This is a genomic window from Achromobacter sp. 1012554356, assembly GCF_059760815.1.
In genome coordinates this window covers 48,903-65,697 of record NZ_JCBANC010000034.1, presented here as the reverse complement: position 1 = coordinate 65,697, position 16,795 = coordinate 48,903, and the positions used below count along the sequence as shown (strand labels likewise).

18 protein-coding genes are annotated in these 16,795 nt (G+C 67.7%); 7 read left to right on the top strand and 11 right to left on the bottom strand.

What is annotated here, in order from left to right; translation table 11 throughout:
* Nucleotides 1-35: 35 nt before the first annotated feature.
* The 4 genes from hslV to AC6LJW_RS18055 form a co-directional block, all read right to left on the bottom strand.
* Nucleotides 36-575 (bottom strand): ATP-dependent protease subunit HslV, encoded by a 540-nt coding sequence (gene hslV / locus AC6LJW_RS18070; RefSeq protein WP_056571219.1) that lies wholly within the window; start codon nucleotides 573-575, stop codon nucleotides 36-38.
* Nucleotides 576-689: 114 nt separating this feature from the next.
* The gene (dksA, locus tag AC6LJW_RS18065) at nucleotides 690-1,154 is read right to left on the bottom strand and encodes an RNA polymerase-binding protein DksA (RefSeq protein ID WP_056327244.1); all 465 of its coding nucleotides are present in this window, start codon (nucleotides 1,152-1,154) and stop codon (nucleotides 690-692) included.
* 124 nt (nucleotides 1,155-1,278) lie between these two features.
* On the bottom strand, nucleotides 1,279-2,412 hold the full coding sequence (locus AC6LJW_RS18060) for a CobW family GTP-binding protein (protein ID WP_498087908.1): 1,134 nt from the start codon (nucleotides 2,410-2,412) through the stop codon (nucleotides 1,279-1,281).
* A gap of 340 nt (nucleotides 2,413-2,752) precedes the next feature.
* A complete protein-coding gene (locus AC6LJW_RS18055; RefSeq protein WP_056327248.1) occupies nucleotides 2,753-3,256 on the bottom strand; it encodes a Fur family transcriptional regulator in 504 nt (167 codons plus the stop codon).
* Nucleotides 3,257-3,416: 160 nt separating this feature from the next.
* On the opposite strand from AC6LJW_RS18055, the gene AC6LJW_RS18050 reads away from it, so the two are divergent.
* Genes AC6LJW_RS18050 through AC6LJW_RS18025 form a run of 6 tightly spaced genes read left to right on the top strand, consistent with a single transcriptional unit; the run spans nucleotide 3,417 to nucleotide 7,930 of the window.
* The gene (locus AC6LJW_RS18050; protein WP_498087907.1) at nucleotides 3,417-3,587 is read left to right on the top strand and encodes a hypothetical protein; all 171 of its coding nucleotides are present in this window, start codon (nucleotides 3,417-3,419) and stop codon (nucleotides 3,585-3,587) included.
* Nucleotides 3,584-4,306, top strand: coding sequence for a metal ABC transporter ATP-binding protein (locus tag AC6LJW_RS18045; RefSeq protein WP_427984473.1), 723 nt, complete (start codon nucleotides 3,584-3,586; stop codon nucleotides 4,304-4,306). Before AC6LJW_RS18050 ends, AC6LJW_RS18045 begins: the two co-directional genes overlap by 4 nt.
* Nucleotides 4,303-5,169 (top strand): metal ABC transporter permease, encoded by an 867-nt coding sequence (locus tag AC6LJW_RS18040; protein WP_498087906.1) that lies wholly within the window; start codon nucleotides 4,303-4,305, stop codon nucleotides 5,167-5,169. Before AC6LJW_RS18045 ends, AC6LJW_RS18040 begins: the two co-directional genes overlap by 4 nt.
* A 21-nt stretch (nucleotides 5,170-5,190) precedes the next feature.
* Nucleotides 5,191-6,222 carry a metal ABC transporter substrate-binding protein gene (locus AC6LJW_RS18035; protein ID WP_498087905.1) on the top strand — a complete coding sequence of 344 codons (1,032 nt, stop codon included), beginning with the start codon at nucleotides 5,191-5,193 and terminating at the stop codon, nucleotides 6,220-6,222.
* Entirely contained in the window at nucleotides 6,183-6,866 is a 684-nt protein-coding gene (locus tag AC6LJW_RS18030; RefSeq protein ID WP_498087904.1) for a DUF1007 family protein, read from the top strand. The genes AC6LJW_RS18035 and AC6LJW_RS18030 overlap by 40 nt, the downstream gene beginning before the upstream one ends.
* 35 nt (nucleotides 6,867-6,901) lie before the next feature.
* Nucleotides 6,902-7,930 (top strand): nickel/cobalt transporter, encoded by a 1,029-nt coding sequence (locus AC6LJW_RS18025; protein WP_498087909.1) that lies wholly within the window; start codon nucleotides 6,902-6,904, stop codon nucleotides 7,928-7,930.
* A 74-nt stretch (nucleotides 7,931-8,004) separates the two neighbouring features.
* Here AC6LJW_RS18025 and xerC read toward each other — a convergent pair whose 3' ends face one another.
* Genes xerC through AC6LJW_RS18000 form a run of 5 tightly spaced genes read right to left on the bottom strand, consistent with a single transcriptional unit; the run spans nucleotide 8,005 to nucleotide 12,437 of the window.
* Nucleotides 8,005-8,988 carry a tyrosine recombinase XerC gene (gene xerC / locus AC6LJW_RS18020; RefSeq protein WP_056571233.1) on the bottom strand — a complete coding sequence of 328 codons (984 nt, stop codon included), beginning with the start codon at nucleotides 8,986-8,988 and terminating at the stop codon, nucleotides 8,005-8,007.
* A 28-nt stretch (nucleotides 8,989-9,016) separates the two neighbouring features.
* Entirely contained in the window at nucleotides 9,017-9,694 is a 678-nt protein-coding gene (locus AC6LJW_RS18015; protein ID WP_056571235.1) for a DUF484 family protein, read from the bottom strand.
* Nucleotides 9,695-9,698: 4 nt separating this feature from the next.
* A complete protein-coding gene (gene dapF / locus AC6LJW_RS18010; RefSeq protein WP_498087903.1) occupies nucleotides 9,699-10,610 on the bottom strand; it encodes a diaminopimelate epimerase in 912 nt (303 codons plus the stop codon).
* A gap of 30 nt (nucleotides 10,611-10,640) precedes the next feature.
* The gene (locus tag AC6LJW_RS18005; protein WP_056571239.1) at nucleotides 10,641-11,531 is read right to left on the bottom strand and encodes a lysophospholipid acyltransferase family protein; all 891 of its coding nucleotides are present in this window, start codon (nucleotides 11,529-11,531) and stop codon (nucleotides 10,641-10,643) included.
* Nucleotides 11,532-11,570: 39 nt separating this feature from the next.
* On the bottom strand, nucleotides 11,571-12,437 hold the full coding sequence (locus AC6LJW_RS18000; RefSeq protein WP_498087902.1) for a lysophospholipid acyltransferase family protein: 867 nt from the start codon (nucleotides 12,435-12,437) through the stop codon (nucleotides 11,571-11,573).
* Between the two features lie 275 nt (nucleotides 12,438-12,712).
* On the opposite strand from AC6LJW_RS18000, the gene metK reads away from it, so the two are divergent.
* Complete coding sequence (gene metK / locus AC6LJW_RS17995) at nucleotides 12,713-13,876, top strand: methionine adenosyltransferase (protein ID WP_056571243.1); 1,164 nt, start codon at nucleotides 12,713-12,715, stop codon at nucleotides 13,874-13,876.
* A gap of 82 nt (nucleotides 13,877-13,958) precedes the next feature.
* Here the strand turns inward: metK and AC6LJW_RS17990 are convergent, their stop codons facing one another.
* Both AC6LJW_RS17990 and AC6LJW_RS17985 read right to left on the bottom strand, forming a co-directional pair.
* Entirely contained in the window at nucleotides 13,959-15,386 is a 1,428-nt protein-coding gene (locus AC6LJW_RS17990) for an amidase (protein ID WP_498087901.1), read from the bottom strand.
* 96 nt (nucleotides 15,387-15,482) lie between these two features.
* Nucleotides 15,483-16,787: an MFS transporter gene (locus AC6LJW_RS17985; protein ID WP_056571246.1), complete on the bottom strand. Its 1,305-nt coding sequence runs from the start codon at nucleotides 16,785-16,787 to the stop codon at nucleotides 15,483-15,485.
* Between the last annotated feature and the right edge of the window lie 8 nt (nucleotides 16,788-16,795).

Genomic DNA, 16,795 nt, shown 5'->3' with positions numbered 1-16,795 from the left:
CCCGCCGCGGCGCAGGTTGCGCGGCGCGGCAGGCGTCAGTCGCCCAGCGTTTCGATGACGTGGTTCTGGTTGGTGTAGATGCACAGGTCGCCGGCGATCTCGAGCGATTGCTTGATGATCTTTTCGGGCGGCAGGTCGGTGTTGCGCAGCAGCGCCAGCGCGGCCGACTGGGCATAAGCGCCGCCGGAGCCGATGGCGGCCAGGCCGTGCTCGGGTTCCAGGACGTCGCCGTTGCCGGTGAGCACCAGCGTGTGCTCGGCGTCGGCCACGATCAGCATGGCTTCCAGGCGGCGCAGGACGCGGTCGGTACGCCAGTCGCGGGTCAGTTCGACCGCGGCGCGCATCAGGTTGCCCTGGTGCTTTTCGAGCTTGGCTTCGAAGCGCTCCTGCAGCGTGAACGCATCGGCGGTGGCGCCGGCAAAGCCAGCGAGAATCTTGTCGTGGTACAGGCGGCGAATCTTGCGGGCAGTGCCCTTGATGACGATGTTGCCCAGGGTGACCTGGCCATCGCCGCCCAGCGCGACGCGGTTGCCGCGGCGCACACACACGATGGTGGTGGCGTGAAATTGTTCCATGCGTTCCTTCCGTTGAAAGATTTAGCTGGGGGCAGTCGCGGGGATATCAAGTAGAAAAAAGGCCATGCGGCTAACCGGCATGGCCTTTCAGGGGCGGAGCGAATGCGGGACGGATCAGTCGCCGTACAGCTTTTGACGCATTTCACGGCGTTCCTGCGCTTCGAGCGACAGGGTGGCCGTGGGGCGGGCGAGCAGGCGGGGGATGCCGATGGGCTCGCCCGTTTCTTCACACCAGCCGTATTCGCCGCTGTCGATGCGGGCGATGGACTGCTGCACCTTCTTCAGCAGCTTGCGCTCGCGGTCGCGGGTGCGCAGTTCCAGGGCGTGCTCTTCCTCGATGGTGGCGCGGTCGGCGGGATCCGGCACGAATTGCGTTTCACGCAGATGCTCGGTGGTCTCGCCGGCGTTGGCCAGAATGTCTTGCTCGAGTTGTTTGAGCCGTTCCTTGAAGAACGCCAGTTGGCGGTCGTTCATGTAGTCCGACTCGGGCATGGCCAGCAATTCCTTCTCGCTGGGCAGATCAATCGCCGTATCGCTCGTCGACTTACTTGATTTTTTGGTTGCTGCCTTGGTAGCCATGTAAACACTCCACTATGAATCGATCCTGGCGCGGGCGTCCGTCCCGGTCCGTGTTATTTGTTGCCTACGCTATTCGTACCTCACAGTACTGCCTTCGTCGCATCGCGTCACGCAGGAATGGGGATTACCCCGCCAGGCACTGCTCCAAGCCCCGGGTAAAAATCTCCTGGGGCAGCTTTCGTCCGATGAACACCATCTTGGTGGACGGTTTCTCGGCCGCGGTCCACGGCTTGCCGGGTTCGGCGCCCATCATCATGTGCACACCCTGGAACAACATGCGGCGGTTGATGCCCTTCATGTACAGGATGCCCTTGTAGCGCATCAGGTCGGGGCCATAGACCTGCACGACGCCGCCCAGGAATTCCTCAAGGCGCGCGGGATCGAACGGCTTGTTGGAACGGAACACGAACGCGCCGATTTCGTCGTCGTGCTTGGGGTGGTGATGATGGGCATGATTGCAGTGCGCGCCGCAGTCGCCGTCGTGGTCATGATCGTGATCGTGATCGTGGTCATGGCCATGGCCATGGCCATGGCCGTGATCGTGCCCGTGGGCATGATTGTGCGCGGCGTCCGGATGCTCATCGGCCAGGAACTCCGGGTCGATGTCCAGAATGGAATTCAGGTTGAAGCCGCTGATGTCGATGATGGACTTGAGGTCGACGTCGCCGAAATTGACGGCGGTGATCGGCGCACGCGGGTTCATGTGAACCAGGCGGTGGCGCAGCGCTTCGTAGTCGACTTCGTTGACCAGGTCTTTCTTCGAGATCAGGATGCGGTCGGCAAAACCGACCTGCTTCTGGGCTTCGGGTTGTTCGTCGAGCGTGGCCATGCCGTGCTTGGCATCGACCACGGTGACCACCGCGTCCAGGCGGTAGTATTCGGCGATGTCGTCATCCATGAAGAACGTCTGGCATACGGGGCCGGGGTTGGCCATGCCGGTGGTTTCAAGGATGACGCGTTCAAAAGTCAGTTCGCCGGCTTCGCGCTTGGCGCGCAGCTCGGACAGCGTGCGCATCAGGTCGCCGCGCACCGTGCAGCAGACGCAACCGTTGGACAGCTCGATGATTTCTTCGTCGCTGTCCTGCACGAGCAGGTCGTTGTCGATGCTTTCGGGTCCGAACTCGTTTTCGATGACGGCGACGCGGCGGCCATGGAATTCGGTCAGGATGCGTTTGAGCAGGGTGGTCTTGCCCGCACCGAGGAAGCCGGTGAGGATGGTGACGGGAACCATTTTGTCCAAACTGCGCGGGGTGTTCATGGCGAAGCTGCTAGCGTGATGTCAGGGCGTGAAACACAGCGCCTGACGGGGTTTTCAGTCCCTGCCGATTGATGTCTGCCACAGGCTGCGATAGCCACCGATAGCGGCCGGACGCAGGATTACAGCACAGTCGGGGGCAGGGGGCAAACCCCGGGCCAACCCGGGGGGCCGTGGCCGCCAGATGGCAGCCGAACGCCGTCAAGTATCGGGCGATACCTCTATTTTGGGGCGGTTTGCCGGATTTCAAGGGAGCGCCGGCGGCGGGGGGCGGGCGGGCCCGGAACGGCTCGGCCGGACGGGCGCATCCAAAGGATGAAACGCCCCGGGGGATATCCCCCAATCAGTGGTGATGGTGGTGGTGACCCGCGTCGGCCGGTTGCGTCTTCTGGCACTGCGGGCACAGCGCGCGGATCTCGGTTTCGTGCGTGGCCAGCGCGTAGCCCGTCTGGGCGACGCGTTCGGCCAGCTGGCGGCTCATGGCCGGGTCGGAGACTTCTGCGACCGCGCCGCAACCGGTACAGACGACGAGCAGGTCGTGCGGCGCGCCGCCGGCGTCGTGGCAGGCGCTCCAGGCGTTGACGGCGTCCAGGCGGTGAATCAGGCCTTCGTCCATCAGGAAGTCCAGGGCGCGGTACACCGTGGGGGGCGCTGCGCCCGGATGGACGGCGCGCATGGCGTCCAGCAGCTCGTAGGCCTTCAGGCTGCGGCCATGGCGCAGCAGCAGTTCGAGGACCTTGCGGCGGATGGGGGTAAGACGGCGTCCACGCTGCGCGCACAGCGTTTCGGCGACGCTGAGCTGAGCGCCAACGCTGTCGTTGCGGGGTGGACGGGATGGAGCGGACATGGCGGGCTTTATCTGAATGGGAAGCGCGCGCGACGCGCGCGCGAGATGCCTGGAAGGTAGCAGAAAACCCCCGCGCGCGGTAACCGGCCCTGACGCCATCATGGTTTAGTTATGATATAACATAATAAAAATCCTTCGCCGCTTTCCGTTGTTGCCTGCCATGTCCCACTTCACGCTCCTGCCCGCGCGGCCCGGCGCCGCGCCCGGCCGGGGCGCGCCGTCCCGATCCGCGTTTCTCGTTTCCGCCTGGCGCCGCATGGCGGGTGCGCTGGTTGCCGCGGCCGCTTTGTGGGCGCTGACCGGCTGGGCGCTCGACTGGTGGCCGCGATGAAGGCGGCGCCTGTCACGGTCGAGCTGGCCGACGCATCGTTCGGCTGGCATGGGCGTCCGGCGTTGCGCGCGGTGTCGGGCAGTTTCGCGCCCGGCGGCATGACGGCCGTGGTCGGACCCAACGGCGCGGGCAAGTCGACGCTCATCAAGGGCATCATGGGCGTGCTGCGTCCGATGACGGGCAGCGTGCGTATTCAGGGCGCGGGACGTTCGGCGCTGGCGTGGCTGCCTCAGGCGGCGGAACTGGACCGGTCGTTTCCGACGACGGTGCTGGACCTGGCGGCCATGGGGGCGTGGCGCCGGGTCGGCGCATGGCGCGCGTTCCGCAACGACGAGCTGGACCGCTGCATGCACGCCTTGGAAACCGTGGGCCTGGCCGATGCCGCTGGCCGCGGCGTGGATACGCTGTCGGGCGGGCAGATGCAGCGCGCCCTGTTTGCGCGGATGCTGGTGCAGGACGCGCCGGTGCTGCTGCTGGACGAACCCTTCGCGGCGGTGGACAGCCACACCGCCGAGGAACTGATGGCGCTGCTGTGCGGCTTGCATGGACAGGGCCGCACGGTGATCGCGGTGCTGCACGACCTGGATCTGGTGCGTGATCATTTTCCGGAAAGCCTGCTGTTGTCCGGCTCGGTGGTGGCCTGGGGCGACACCGCGGCAACGTTGAGCGAGGCGCATCTGAAGGCGGCGCGCCAGCGCCATGCGGGAGTCTGGGCATGACGCTCGTGGAGTGGGTGGTGTCGCCGTTCCTGGACTACGGCTTCATGCGGCGCGCACTGGCCGGGGCCTGCGCGCTGTCGCTGGGCGCGGCGCCCTTGGGTGTCTTTCTGGTGCTGCGGCGCATGAGCCTGATGGGCGACGCGATGTCGCACGCCATCCTGCCGGGCGTGGCCGTCGGCTTTCTGATGGCCGGCCTGTCGCTGGGCGCGATGATGGCGGGCGGCATCGCTACCGGCCTGGCCGTGGCATTGCTGGCCGGGCTGGTGGCCCGGCTGACGCCGCTGCGCGAAGACGCGAGCTTTGCCGCCTTCTATCTGATATCGCTGGGGCTGGGCGTGCTGCTGGTGTCGCTGCGCGGCTCCAACATGGATCTGCTGCATGTGCTGTTCGGCACGGTGCTGGGCCTGGACGATGCGGCCTTGCTGCTGGTGACCGCCACGGCCAGCGTGACCCTGCTTGTGCTGGCGGCCATCTACCGGCTGCTGGTCGCCGAATGCCTGGACCCGGGATTCCTGCGCGCCAGCGGCGGGATGGGCGGCGTGGTGCACATGGGCTTTCTGGTGCTGGTCGTGGTGAACCTGGTGGCGGGTTTTCAGGTGCTGGGCACGCTGATGGTGGTGGGCATCATGATGCTGCCGGCCGCCGCGGCGCGGTTCTGGGTGCGCAGCGCGGCCCGCCAGATTCCGCTGTCGGCGGCGATCGGCGTGGCGTCTTCCGTGGCCGGGCTGCTGGTCTCCTATCACTTCGACGTGCCGGCCTCGCCCGCGATCATCCTGGCGGCCGGCGCCTGCTATCTGTTTTCCATCATGGGCGGACCGCAAGGCGGGCTGCTGCGGGCAACGCGCCGGGTGCGCCTTGCCTGAGACTACATAAGGAGATTGACCATGCGTTCGATTCTGCCGGCGCGCCGCCGTGCACTGCTGGCCATGGCGGGCGTCTGCCTGTCGGCCGTCCTGGGGACCGCGCAGGCGGCCGAGCCTCTGAAGGTCGTGGCCAGCTTTTCCATCCTGGGCGACATCGTGCGGGAAGTGGGCGGCGCCGACATCAGCCTGACGACGCTGGTCGGGCCTGACGGCGACGCGCATGGGTACGAACCCACGCCCAGCGACGCGAAGAAGCTGGCCGACGCGCGCGTGCTGGTGGTGAACGGCCTGGACTTCGAGACCTGGCTGCCCAAGCTGACGAAGGCGTCCGGGTTCGCCGGGCAGACGGTGACGGCGTCCACGGGCGTTACGCCGCGCAAGTTCGCGGGACAGGGCGACGGGCATGACCACGATCACAAGGACGACCACAAGGACGATCACACGCACGGGCACGATGATCACGACCACGACCACGACCACGACCACGACCACGACCACAAGCCCGGCCATCACCATCGCCATGGCGACGCCGATCCGCATGCCTGGCAAAGCCTGGCGAATGGCGTGATCTACGCGCGCAACGTGGCCGACGGTCTGGCTGCCGCGGATCCCGCGCATGCGCAGGCCTACCGCCAGCGCGCCGACGCGTACATCGCCAAGCTGCAGGCGCTGGATGCCAGCCTGCGCAAGACCTTTGCTGCCATCGGCGCGGAGCGCCGCAAGGTTGTCACCTCGCACGATGCGTTCGGCTATTTCGGCGACGCCTATGGCGTGACGTTCATCCCCGCGATGGGCGTGTCGACGGACGCCGAGCCGTCCGCGCGCGAGGTGGCGGCGATCATCGAACAGGTGCGGCGAGACAAGGTGCCGGCGGTGTTCGTCGAGAACATCAGCAGCCCGAAACTGGTCCAGCAGATCGCGCGTGAGACCGGCGCAAAGGTGGGTGGTACGCTCTACTCCGATGCCCTGTCCAAGCCTGGACAGCCGGGCGCCACCTACCTGGAAATGTTTGAATGGAACGCACGCCAGCTTGCCGCGGCCTTGCAACCCTGAGCGCCGTGGCGGCGCTGCTGGCGGCGGGCGCCGCCAGTGCGCACCCGCATATGTGGATCGATGCGCGCGCGCAGATCGACGTCGATGCCGCGCACCGCATCACCGCCGTGCGGCAGGTGTGGCGGTTCGACGAGATGTTTGGCGCCTATGCGACGCAGGGGCTGAAAAAAGCCAAGGACGGGTCGCTGCCTGCCGACACGCTCAAAGGCATGGCGCAGGACTGGATGAAGGCGCTGGGCGAGCCGATCTCGCACTACTTCACGCGCGTCACCGTGGACGGCAAGAGCGCGGCGTTTGGCGCGCCGCGCGATGCCCGCGTCGACTGGAATCCCAAGACCACGCGGCTGACGCTGTCCTTCACGCTGCCGCTGGCCGAGCCCGTTGCGCCAGGCGCGGGCGGCGCGCAAGTGGATATCTACGACCCCACCTATTTCGTGGCCTACGCATTTGAAGAGCAGGGCGCGGTGTCGCTCGGCGGCCCGCAAGGCGCGGCCTGCAAGGCCGACTACCGCAAGCCCAAGGAACTGGATTGGAAAACCATGCAGGAACTGGCCGCAATCCCGGCCGACCCGGACGCCCTGCCGGACGAACTGTTCGCCATCACCAAGGGGCTCACGCACCGCATCGAGGTGCGATGCCCGTAGGCCGATGGGCGCGCGTGCTGGCCGTCGTCCTGTTGATGATCGGCGGGCTGTCGGTGGCGGCCGCGCAAGGTGCGCATCCCTTTGGCGTGCCGGAAAGCGGAAGCGGCGTGGCCGGGCCCGGTTGGCTGTCCAGCTTTTTCGGCAGCGTGTCCGTCTGGCAATCGCATTTCTACCGGCAACTGACGGGCGCGGTGCGTGCCTGGCAGGCGGACGGCGGCGCGGCGTGGGCCCTGATCGGCCTGTCGTTTGCCTACGGCGTCTTTCATGCGCTGGGGCCGGGCCATGGCAAGGCGGTTATCTCGTCGTACGTGCTGGCCAACCGCCAGACCGCGCGCAACGGCGCGCTGCTGGCATTGGCGTCTTCGCTGATCCAGGCGCTGGTGGCAATCGTGATGGTGGCGGTGCTGGCGCTGGTGTTCAACGCCACGGCGGCCACGATGAACGAGGCCACTCGCTGGCTGGAGCTGGCGTCGTATGCGCTGGTGACGCTGCTGGGCGTGTGGCTGGTGTGGATCAAGGCGGTGAGGCCGCTGCTGCGGCGGGCTGGTGCGCGCGGGCATGGGCAACAGCATGCGCATGACGATGGCAACGCGCATGCGCCGGATCACGCGCACGTACATGCGCACGTGCATCATCATGAGCACAACCACCATCATCACCACGACCATGACCACAGCCACGACTGCGGGTGCGGACACGTGCACGTGCCCGCGCCGGAACAGGTCGCCGGTCCGTTGAACTGGCGCCGCGCGTGGTCGGCCATTTTTGCCGTGGGCCTGCGGCCCTGCAGCGGGGCGTTGATCGTGCTGGTGTTCGCGCTGTCGCAGAACTTCTTTCTGGCCGGGGTGGCGTCGGCGCTGGCGATGGGCCTGGGCACGGGGCTGACGGTGGCGGTGCTGGCCTGCCTTGCCGTCGCCGCCGGGGGCGCGGCCACGCGCCTGGGCAGCCGCCTGTCTGGCGCGGGCGCGGCGTGGCTGCGCTACGCCATCGAGGCGCTGGCGGCGATGGCGGTGCTGTTGCTGGGGGTGACGCTGCTGGGCGGCATGGTGGCGGCGGGCGGCTGACGCGATCTGCGAACTGCGGCCGCGCTTGTTCAGGCAGCAGAGCCGCGCCGCCAGAAAGGTTCAGGCAGAAAGGTTCAGGATTTGCGCCCGGCGCGCGGATGCGCCTGATCGTAGGCCTTGGCCAGATGCTGAAAATCCAGCCGCGTGTAGATCTGCGTGGTCGAGATATTGGCGTGGCCAAGCATCTCCTGCACGGCGCGCAGGTCTTGCGCGGATTGCAGGACGTGGCTGGCGAAACTGTGGCGCAGGACGTGGGGGTGCACATGCGTGGGCACACCCGCCGTCTGCGCGATGCGCGCAAGCTGCAACTGCACCACGCGCGGCGAAATGCGGCGTCCGCGCGCGCCCAGGAAAAGCGCGGCCGCGTCTTCGGGCGGCGGCGCGGGCCGCGCGAGTTGCGGACGCACCTCGATCCACTTGCGCAGCGCGGCCAGGGCCTGCTGGCCGACCGGCACCGAGCGGCGTTTGCCGCCCTTGCCCAGCACCACGACCTCGGCGTCATCCAGATTCAGCCAGCCGCGCGATTCGTAATCGGCGGCGCGCTCGTAGCGCAGGTCCAGTCCGACCAGTTCCGACAGCCGCAGTCCGCTGGAATACAGCAGTTCGAACATGGCCTGGTCGCGCAGCGCGGCCGGTTCCGTGGCGACCTGTGCGGGCGCGCTATCCAGGAGGGCCTGCGTCTGTTCGACCGACAAGGCCTTGGGCAGGCCGCGCGGCGCCTTGGGGGCGCGCACGCCCGCGACGGGATTGCCGGCCAGTTCGGCGGCCGGCGCCCACCATTGATAGAAACCGCGCCATGCCGCCAGCGTGCGTGCCAGGCTGCGCGGGCCGCGGCCCTGCGCATGCAGGCGCGCCACGAATTGGCGGATGTGGCCGTTGGCGAGCTTATCGAGCGGCAGGCCGGCCTTGTCGGCCAGTTCGCGCAAGAATTGCAGTTCGCGCCCGTAGCCGTCCAGCGTATGGGGCGAGTACCGGCGGTTGGTTTCCAGATGGCGCAGCCAGGCGCGCATCGGATCCGGCAGGGGGGGCGGATTGGCGTCTTGCTCGGCGTTGCGCATCGCGTTGTCCTTGTCCGCCCCGGCAGGCTTACGCCTTGGGCGAGGCCGGATTCAGCCGGTGCAGGGCTGCCGACGCAAGCTGGCCGACGGATTCCAGGAACGTCGTGCCCATTTCGGGCGTGAAACGCTCGGGGTCGTCGGAACCCAGCACCAGCAGGCCAACGGCGGCGCCGTCGGCTTCCAGGCGCAGCGGCACCAGCGCCAGCGACTTGGGCTTGGCGTCCAGCCAGTTCACCGCTTCGAAGGCGGTGTCGGCGCCGACATACGGCGTCTTCAGGCTGTCGGTGAAGGTGCGCACGTCGTCCGACACGGGCTCGCCGTAGCCGTGATCGGGCAGTTCAGACAGGTTCCAGAGCCGCAGCGCCACGTGGTTCAGTTCGAATTGCTCGGCCAGGCCCAGTGCGATTTCGCCGGGCACCAGTTGCGGATCGCATTCGGACAAGAGGCGGCAGCACCACTTGGCCACGTGCGAACCGATGGTCTCGTTGGCGGTGGCGTTGCGCACCAGTTCGTTCAGGCGCCATTCGAGTTCGCGGGTGCGCTCGCGCAGCGTGAGGATCTGGCGTTCGCCCAGCGAGATGGCGCGCGAACCGTGCGGATGCGGGATCTGCAGGGTGGAGAAGACTTCGGCGTGTTCGTCGAAGAAGCCGGGGTTATCTTGCAGGAAGGCGGCGATGTCCTGGGCGGTGAAAGCGGTATCAGTCATAGAGTTATCGGTTCAGCGCCATGGAGAAAACGAGCTTGTCGATGTCGACCTGGCCCGTGAAGACGGATTCGGCCGGGCCGGTCATGCGGAGTTGTTCGCCGTTCCAGGCGACGGTCAGCACGCCGCCGCGCGTTTGCACGCGCACGGGCGAATCGAGCCGGCCGCGGCGGATGCCGGCCGCGACCGCGGCGCAGGCGCCCGTGCCGCAGGCCAGGGTCTCGCCAGCGCCGCGCTCGAAGACGCGCAGGCGGATGTTGTGGCGGTCGACGACTTGCATGAAGCCGGCGTTGACGCGGCGCGCAAAGCGCGGATGGGTTTCGATCAGCGGGCCCAGCACGGCGACGGGCGCGGTGTCGACGTTGTCGACGACCTGCACGGCGTGCGGATTGCTGATCGCGACAGCCGACAGGACGACCGTGCGGGGCAGCCCGGCGGGGGCGTCGAGGTCCAGCTCCCAGAGGGTGTCCTGGCCTTGCGTGACGGCAGGCAGGCCGGCGGTGTCGAAGGGCAGCGCGGCCGGGTCGAAACGGGTGCTACCCATTTCCACGGTGACCTGTTCGTCGTCGCCTTCGTCCAGGACCAGGATGCCCGTGGCGATTTCGGCGCGCAGCGGATTGCGGTCGGACAGGCCTTGCTCGTGCACGAACCGCACGAAGCAGCGGGCGCCGTTGCCGCAGTGTTCGACCTCGGAGCCGTCGGAATTGAAAATGCGATAGCGGAAGTCGGCGTCCGGCCGGGTGGCGCGTTCGACCAGCAGGATCTGGTCGGCGCCGATGCCGAAGTGGCGGTCGCCGAGGGCGCGCGCGCGCTCGGGCGTCATCTCGATGGTCTGACGGACGCCGTCGAGCACAACGAAGTCGTTGCCCGCGCCGTGCATTTTGGTGAAGTTCCAGTTCATCTGCGGATTATCGCCCATTCTCGCGGTGCGGCGAGCGCGCGCCGCGGATCAGTACAGCTTGGGTTCGCCTTCGGGACGCGTCTTGAAGCGGCGATGGACCCAGTAATACTGGCTGGGGCAGCGGCGCACCCAGGATTCGAGTTCGCGGTTCAGGCGGGCGGTGGCCGCTTCCAGCGTGTCGTCGCCCGGAAAGTCTTCGAGCGGCGGCAGCACGTCGACGTGGTATTTGCCGGTGTCCGGATTCCAGAATCCCACGATCGGCAGGACAGCGGCGTTCCATTTCTGGGCCAGCTGGGCCGTGGCGACGAGCGTGGCGGCCGGCACGCCGAAGAACGGCACGAAGACCGAGCCCACGCGGCCGAAGTCCATGTCGGGCAGGTAGTAGACGGGGCGCGGGGCCCGAAGGTGCCGGATCAGGTCGCGCACCCCATCCTTGCGGCTGACCAGGAAGACTTCGTTGAAGCGCGCCCGGCCGGCGGCCACGACGGCGTCGATGTGCGGGTCGCTCTGCGGCGTGTACATGGTGGCCGCGCTGGGGATGACCAAGGTCAAGCTGGTGGCCGCGGCGTCCAGCGCAATGAAGTGCGGCGCAAGCAGGATCACGGGCCGCCCCTCGGCCGTCAGCGCATTGATCCGGTCGGCGCCCTGCAGCGTGACCATGTCCTTGATCGCTTCGGGCGTGCCGTACCAGAGCACGCCGCGGTCGACGATGGACTGCGCCAGCGCGCGGAAGTGGTCGGCCACCCATTGTTCGCGCACGGCCGCGGGCTGGTCGGGAAAGCACAGTTCGAGATTGCGGCGCACGATGTGCGCGCGCGACTTGGCCAGGCGGGGCGCAAGCCAGCCCAGGCAAGCGCCGATGCGCAGGCGCGTCGACGGCTTGATGCGGCTGAACCATTTCAGCAGGGAAACCAGCGTGCGCGTTTTTCTATCGATCATGGACGTGGAATGAGACCGGGCGGCGGGAGCGGCAAGGGATCAAGCGGCCGGCGGCGCCGGTTCTGCGCCGGGCGCCGGGGCGGCGCCGCGCGGAGTCTTGTAGCGGTTGTAGCTCCAGAGGTACTGGTCGGGGCAGCGGCGGATCAGCGTTTCCATCGCGGCGTTGATGAGGGCGGCCTGGGCCTCGGGCTCGGCGGGCAGCGGTTCGGGCACGCGCACGTAGTGGATGCGCCAGCCGCGGCCCTTGGGCAGGCGCTCGCCGGCCGTGAGGATGATGGGAACGTTGGTCTGCGACGCGAGCTTGCCGGGCAGCGTCATGGTGTAGGCCAGACGCCCGAAGAACGGCACCCATACGCCGTCGCCCACGCTGGGCGCCTGGTCGGGCAGCATGCCGACGGATTCACCGCGGCGCAGCGCCCGCACGAATTCCCGCACGCCCTGCATGTTGGCGGGCACCGCATTGACGGCCGAACTGTTGCGCGCCGTTTCCAGCAGGGGCGCCAGCGCTTCCTTGCGTGGGGGGCGGAACATCACCGTCATGGGCATCTGGCGGGCCAGATAGCGGGCGGTGATCTCGAAGCAGCCCAGGTGCGGGGTCAGAAACAGGATGCCGCGGTTTTCCGCGCGGGCGGCGGCGACCACGTCGTCATCGTCGGAGACCACCTGCGCCAGGCTTTCCTGGTTGCGGAACCAGACGCGCGGGTTCTCAAGAATCATTGCGCCGGCTTCGGCCGCCGCCCGCCGGGCGAACGCCGCGCCGGGGTAGCCGGCCTGCGCTGCATTGGCCTGCAGGCGCCGCCGGTATTTGCCCGGCAAGGCGTAGATGGCGCGTCCCGCGAACCGCCCGATCGCATGCGCGACGGGGAGCGGCAGGGCGGCAAAAAGTCGGAACAGGGGCAGCAGCATTCGTCAAAAGGATGAAAACGGGCAGGGTATTACCGCTGCTCGGGGTATATGGATACACCCCGGGCGCAAGCATAAGAACGGCATTTTCGCTTAAAATGCGCCCAGTCGCCGAGTTAACCGACAACTTGCGGGGCGACGGCAAGGGTACTGCGCTTTGCGCGGCCCATGCCAAATCCGCTAAAGCGTCGCGCCCAGTTGGCATTGCAGTGCAGACCGGGGTGCTACGCGTCTCAAGAACCTATGCGCCGGCAAGACCGGACACTAAGGACGCATCTGTGGCCAACAACGATTTTCTCTTCACTTCCGAATCCGTCTCCGAAGGGCACCCCGACAAGGTTGCCGATCAGATCTCCGATTCGATCCTCGACGCCATCTTCACGCAAGACCCGAACGCGCGTGTCGCAGCCGAAACGCTGTGCAACACCGGCCTGGTCGTGCTGGCTGGCGAAATCACCACCACCGCCAACGTCGACTACATCCAGGTCGCGCGCGACACGATCCGCCGCATCGGCTATGACAATACCGAATACGGCATCGACTACAAGGGTTGCGCGGTGCTCGTCGCCTACGACAAGCAGTCGCCCGACATCGCGCAGGGCGTGGACCGCAGCTCGGAAGACTACCTGAACCAGGGCGCCGGCGACCAAGGCCTGATGTTCGGCTACGCCTGCGACGAAACCCCCGACCTGATGCCCGCCCCGATCTGGTACGCGCACCGCCTGGTGCAGCGCCAGAGCGAACTGCGCAAGGACGGCCGCCTGGGCTGGCTGCGTCCGGACGCCAAGTCGCAGGTCACGTTCCGCTACGTCGACGGCCGTCCCGCCGAAGTCGACACCGTGGTGCTGTCGACCCAGCACGCGCCGGAAGTCTCGCAAGAGACCATCCGCGAAGCGGTCATCGAAGACATCATCAAGCCCAGCTTCCCCGAAGGCCTGATCACGCCCCAGACCAAGTTCCTGGTCAACCCGACCGGCCGCTTCGTCATCGGCGGTCCGCAAGGCGATTGCGGCCTGACCGGCCGCAAGATCATCGTCGACACCTACGGCGGCGCTTGCCCGCACGGCGGCGGCGCGTTCTCGGGCAAGGACCCGTCCAAGGTCGACCGTTCGGCCGCCTACGCCGCCCGCTACGTGGCCAAGAACATCGTGGCCGCCGGGCTGGCGCGCCAGTGCCAGGTGCAGGTCAGCTACGCCATCGGTGTGGCCGAACCCATCAACATCACCGTCTACACGGAAGGCACGGGCGTCATCCCCGATGACCAGATCGCCAAGCTGGTGCGCGAGCACTTCGACCTGCGTCCGAAGGGCATCGTGAACATGCTGGACCTGCTGCGCCCGATCTACACCAAGACCGCCGCCTACGGCCACTTCGGCCGCTCTGAGCCGGAGTTCTCGTGGGAAGCGACGGACAAGGTTCAGGAACTGAAGAAGTCCGTCTGACCCGATCCGCCATGCGGTTCATGGAAAAGCGCCCGTTGGGGCGCTTTTCTTTTTGTCGGGTCCGATCGCGGCAGGCGCGGCGTCAAAGCCCCCAGGCCGACAGATCCGGATGCAGCGGCGTCGGAGACAGCACGGTTTCCAAGGCCGCCGCGCAGTCCAGCAGTGCGGCGTCGCCGCCCGCGGGCGCCAGCAGTTGCACGGCGCAGGGCATGCCGTCCGCGTCCAGGCCGGCCGGCAGCGTGATCGCCGCCGCGCCCAGGAAGTTGGCCGGGCGCAGCAGCTTGCCCAGCCCGGCGTGCCGCGTGTCCTGCGGGTCCAGCGCCTGTGCGGCCTGATCGCTGGCGGGCATGAGCAGGGCATCCACGCCCTGCATGGCTTTTTCGAAAGCCGCCATGTCGGCCTGGCGGCGCAGCAGCGCGGCCTCGTAGCTGGACTGCGTGATCCGGCCGCCTGCAGCGATGCGCGCGCGCACGACATCCCACAAGGGCTGCGCAGGGTCTTCGGCTAGCGCGCCGAAGTAGCGGAAGGCTTCAAACGCCAGCACCAGCGAATTGTCATCCGCCATGCGGGCAAACGACAGCGACGCGGGCGGATGCCAGGCGGTGGGCGTGTAGCCGGCCGCTGCCAGGCGTCCCTGCGCCGCGCGCCAGGTTTGCAGCGCCTCGTCAGTCAGCGGGGCCGGCCAGGCTTGCGGCGCCAGCACGGCGACGGCGCCCGGCTGGCGCGCGGTGGCGTGACGCAGGCCGGTGAAGCGGGCGGCCGGCAGCGTCAGCGTGGCGGCGTCATCGACGTCCGGTGCGGCCAGCAGTTGCGTCAAGAGGCGCGCGTCGCCGACGCTGCGCGCGATCGGGCCCAGCACGTCCAGCGTGTCGGACAGCGGCAGGCAGCCGGCGCGGCTGATGAGGCCCGACGATGGCTTGAAGCCGACCACGCCGTTCAGTGCTGCGGGCGCGCGCACCGAGCCGCCGGTGTCGCCGCCCAGCGCCAGCGGCGCCAGACCCGCCGCGACCGCGACGCCCGCGCCGCTGGACGAGCCGCCCGGCGCGCGCGGGACCTTCGCGTCCCACGGATTGCGGGCGGTGCCCTGCGTGGGGTTCTGTCCCGACAGGCCGAACGCGAATTCCGTCATGCGCGTTTTGCCCAGGAGCACCATGCCTTGCGCCGCCAGCGCGCGCGCGGCGGTGGCGGTTTCCGTGCTGACGACGCCGGCGCGCGCCTGCGAGCCGCCGCTGCACGGTGTGCCTTCCCACTGCACGCTGTCCTTCACCGCGACCGGCACGCCATGCAGCGGGCCCAGATTGATGCCGGCTTCCAGCAACCGGTCCGCCGCCTCGGCCTGCGCGAGGGCGCGCTCGGCCGTGACCACGCTATACGCGGAGAGCGCCGCGCCGCGCTCGATGCGGTCAAGGAAATGCAGGGTGAGGTCGCGCGAACGGATCTTGCGCTCGCGGATGGCGCGGGCAAGCTGGTGTGCGTCCTGGAAATGCAGGGCAGTATCTTGGGCGGGCATGAGTCTCGTCGAAATGGAAAAAGCCTTCCGGTCCGCGGCGGGACCGGAAAGCGATCTGATCGGAAGGGCTGCGAAGGGGGGCCTACCGGGGCTGGCCTACTTCAGGACCTGGCCTTTGGTTTCGGGCATGCGGATGAAGGTGATCAGCGTGATCACGGCTCCGGCCAGCACGTAGTAGAAGAACCAGCGCTCCATGCCCTTGCTCTGCAGCCAGGTCAGCAGGTAGGGCGTGGTGCCGCCCAGCAGCGCGACGACCAGGTTGTACGGCGTGCCGATGCCGACGGCGCGCACGCTGGTGGGAAACTGCTCGGACATGATGGCCGGCGCAATCGCGGTGTACATGGCGTACAGCACCAGGCCGAACAGCTCCACCGCCAGGATCGAGCCGAACGACGGCCCCAGCGTGGTCATGATCGGATAAAAGAAGATCAGGTAGCCCGCGGCAAAGAAGATCAGCTGCGGCTTGCGGCCGATGCGGTCGGACAGCATGCCGAACAGCGGCTGCACCAGCATGAACACGATCAGCGCGACGGTGTTGGCCGCGAATGCGGTTTTGGGGTCGGCGCCGACCTGCCGGATGGCGTAGGTGGGCACGTAGGCCACGAAGATGTAGAACGCGAACGTGGTCAGGACCGAGAAGCCGACGATGCGCAGCACTTCTCGCGGATGGTCGCGCAGCAGCGTGCGCAGCGGCTGCTTTTCAACGCCGGCCTTCTTGGCGTGCGAGAAGGCTTCGGTTTCCGGGATGGCGCGGCGGATCCACATGCCGGCCAGGCCGCCCAGGGCGCCCAGCAGGAACGGAATGCGCCAGCCCCAGGCGGCCATGTCGGCCTTGGTGAGGACGGTGGTGAGGATCCAGCCCACGGCCGAGGCGGCCAGGATGCCGACGGCGGCGCTGAAGAAGACGAAGCTGGAATAGAACCCGCGCTTGTTGGGCGGCGCCATTTCCGCCAGGAAGGTCGTGGCCGAGGCATACTCTCCGCCCAGCGACAGGCCTTGCAGGAGGCGCGCGGCGGTCAGGAGCAGCGGCGCGGCGATGCCGATGGTGGCGTAGGTGGGCGTGATGGCGATGATGAGCGAGCCGCCCGCCATCATCAGGATCGTCAGACCCAAAGCGGCCTTGCGGCCATAGCGGTCGGAGAAGATGCCCAGCACCCATCCGCCCACGGGACGCATGAAAAACCCGACTGCGAAGATGCCGAACGTCGCGAGCAGGGCGGTGGTTTCGTTGCCGGGCGGGAAGAACTGGCTGGAAAAGAAGATGGCGAACGACGCGTAGATGGTCCAATCGAACCATTCCACCGCATTGCCTACACTACCGGCCAGAATCGTGCGGCCGCGCGAAACGGGCGGGGCGCTTGCGCCTTGCGCCGCGCGCAAGGTTGCGGATGTGCTGCTCATGACGTCCT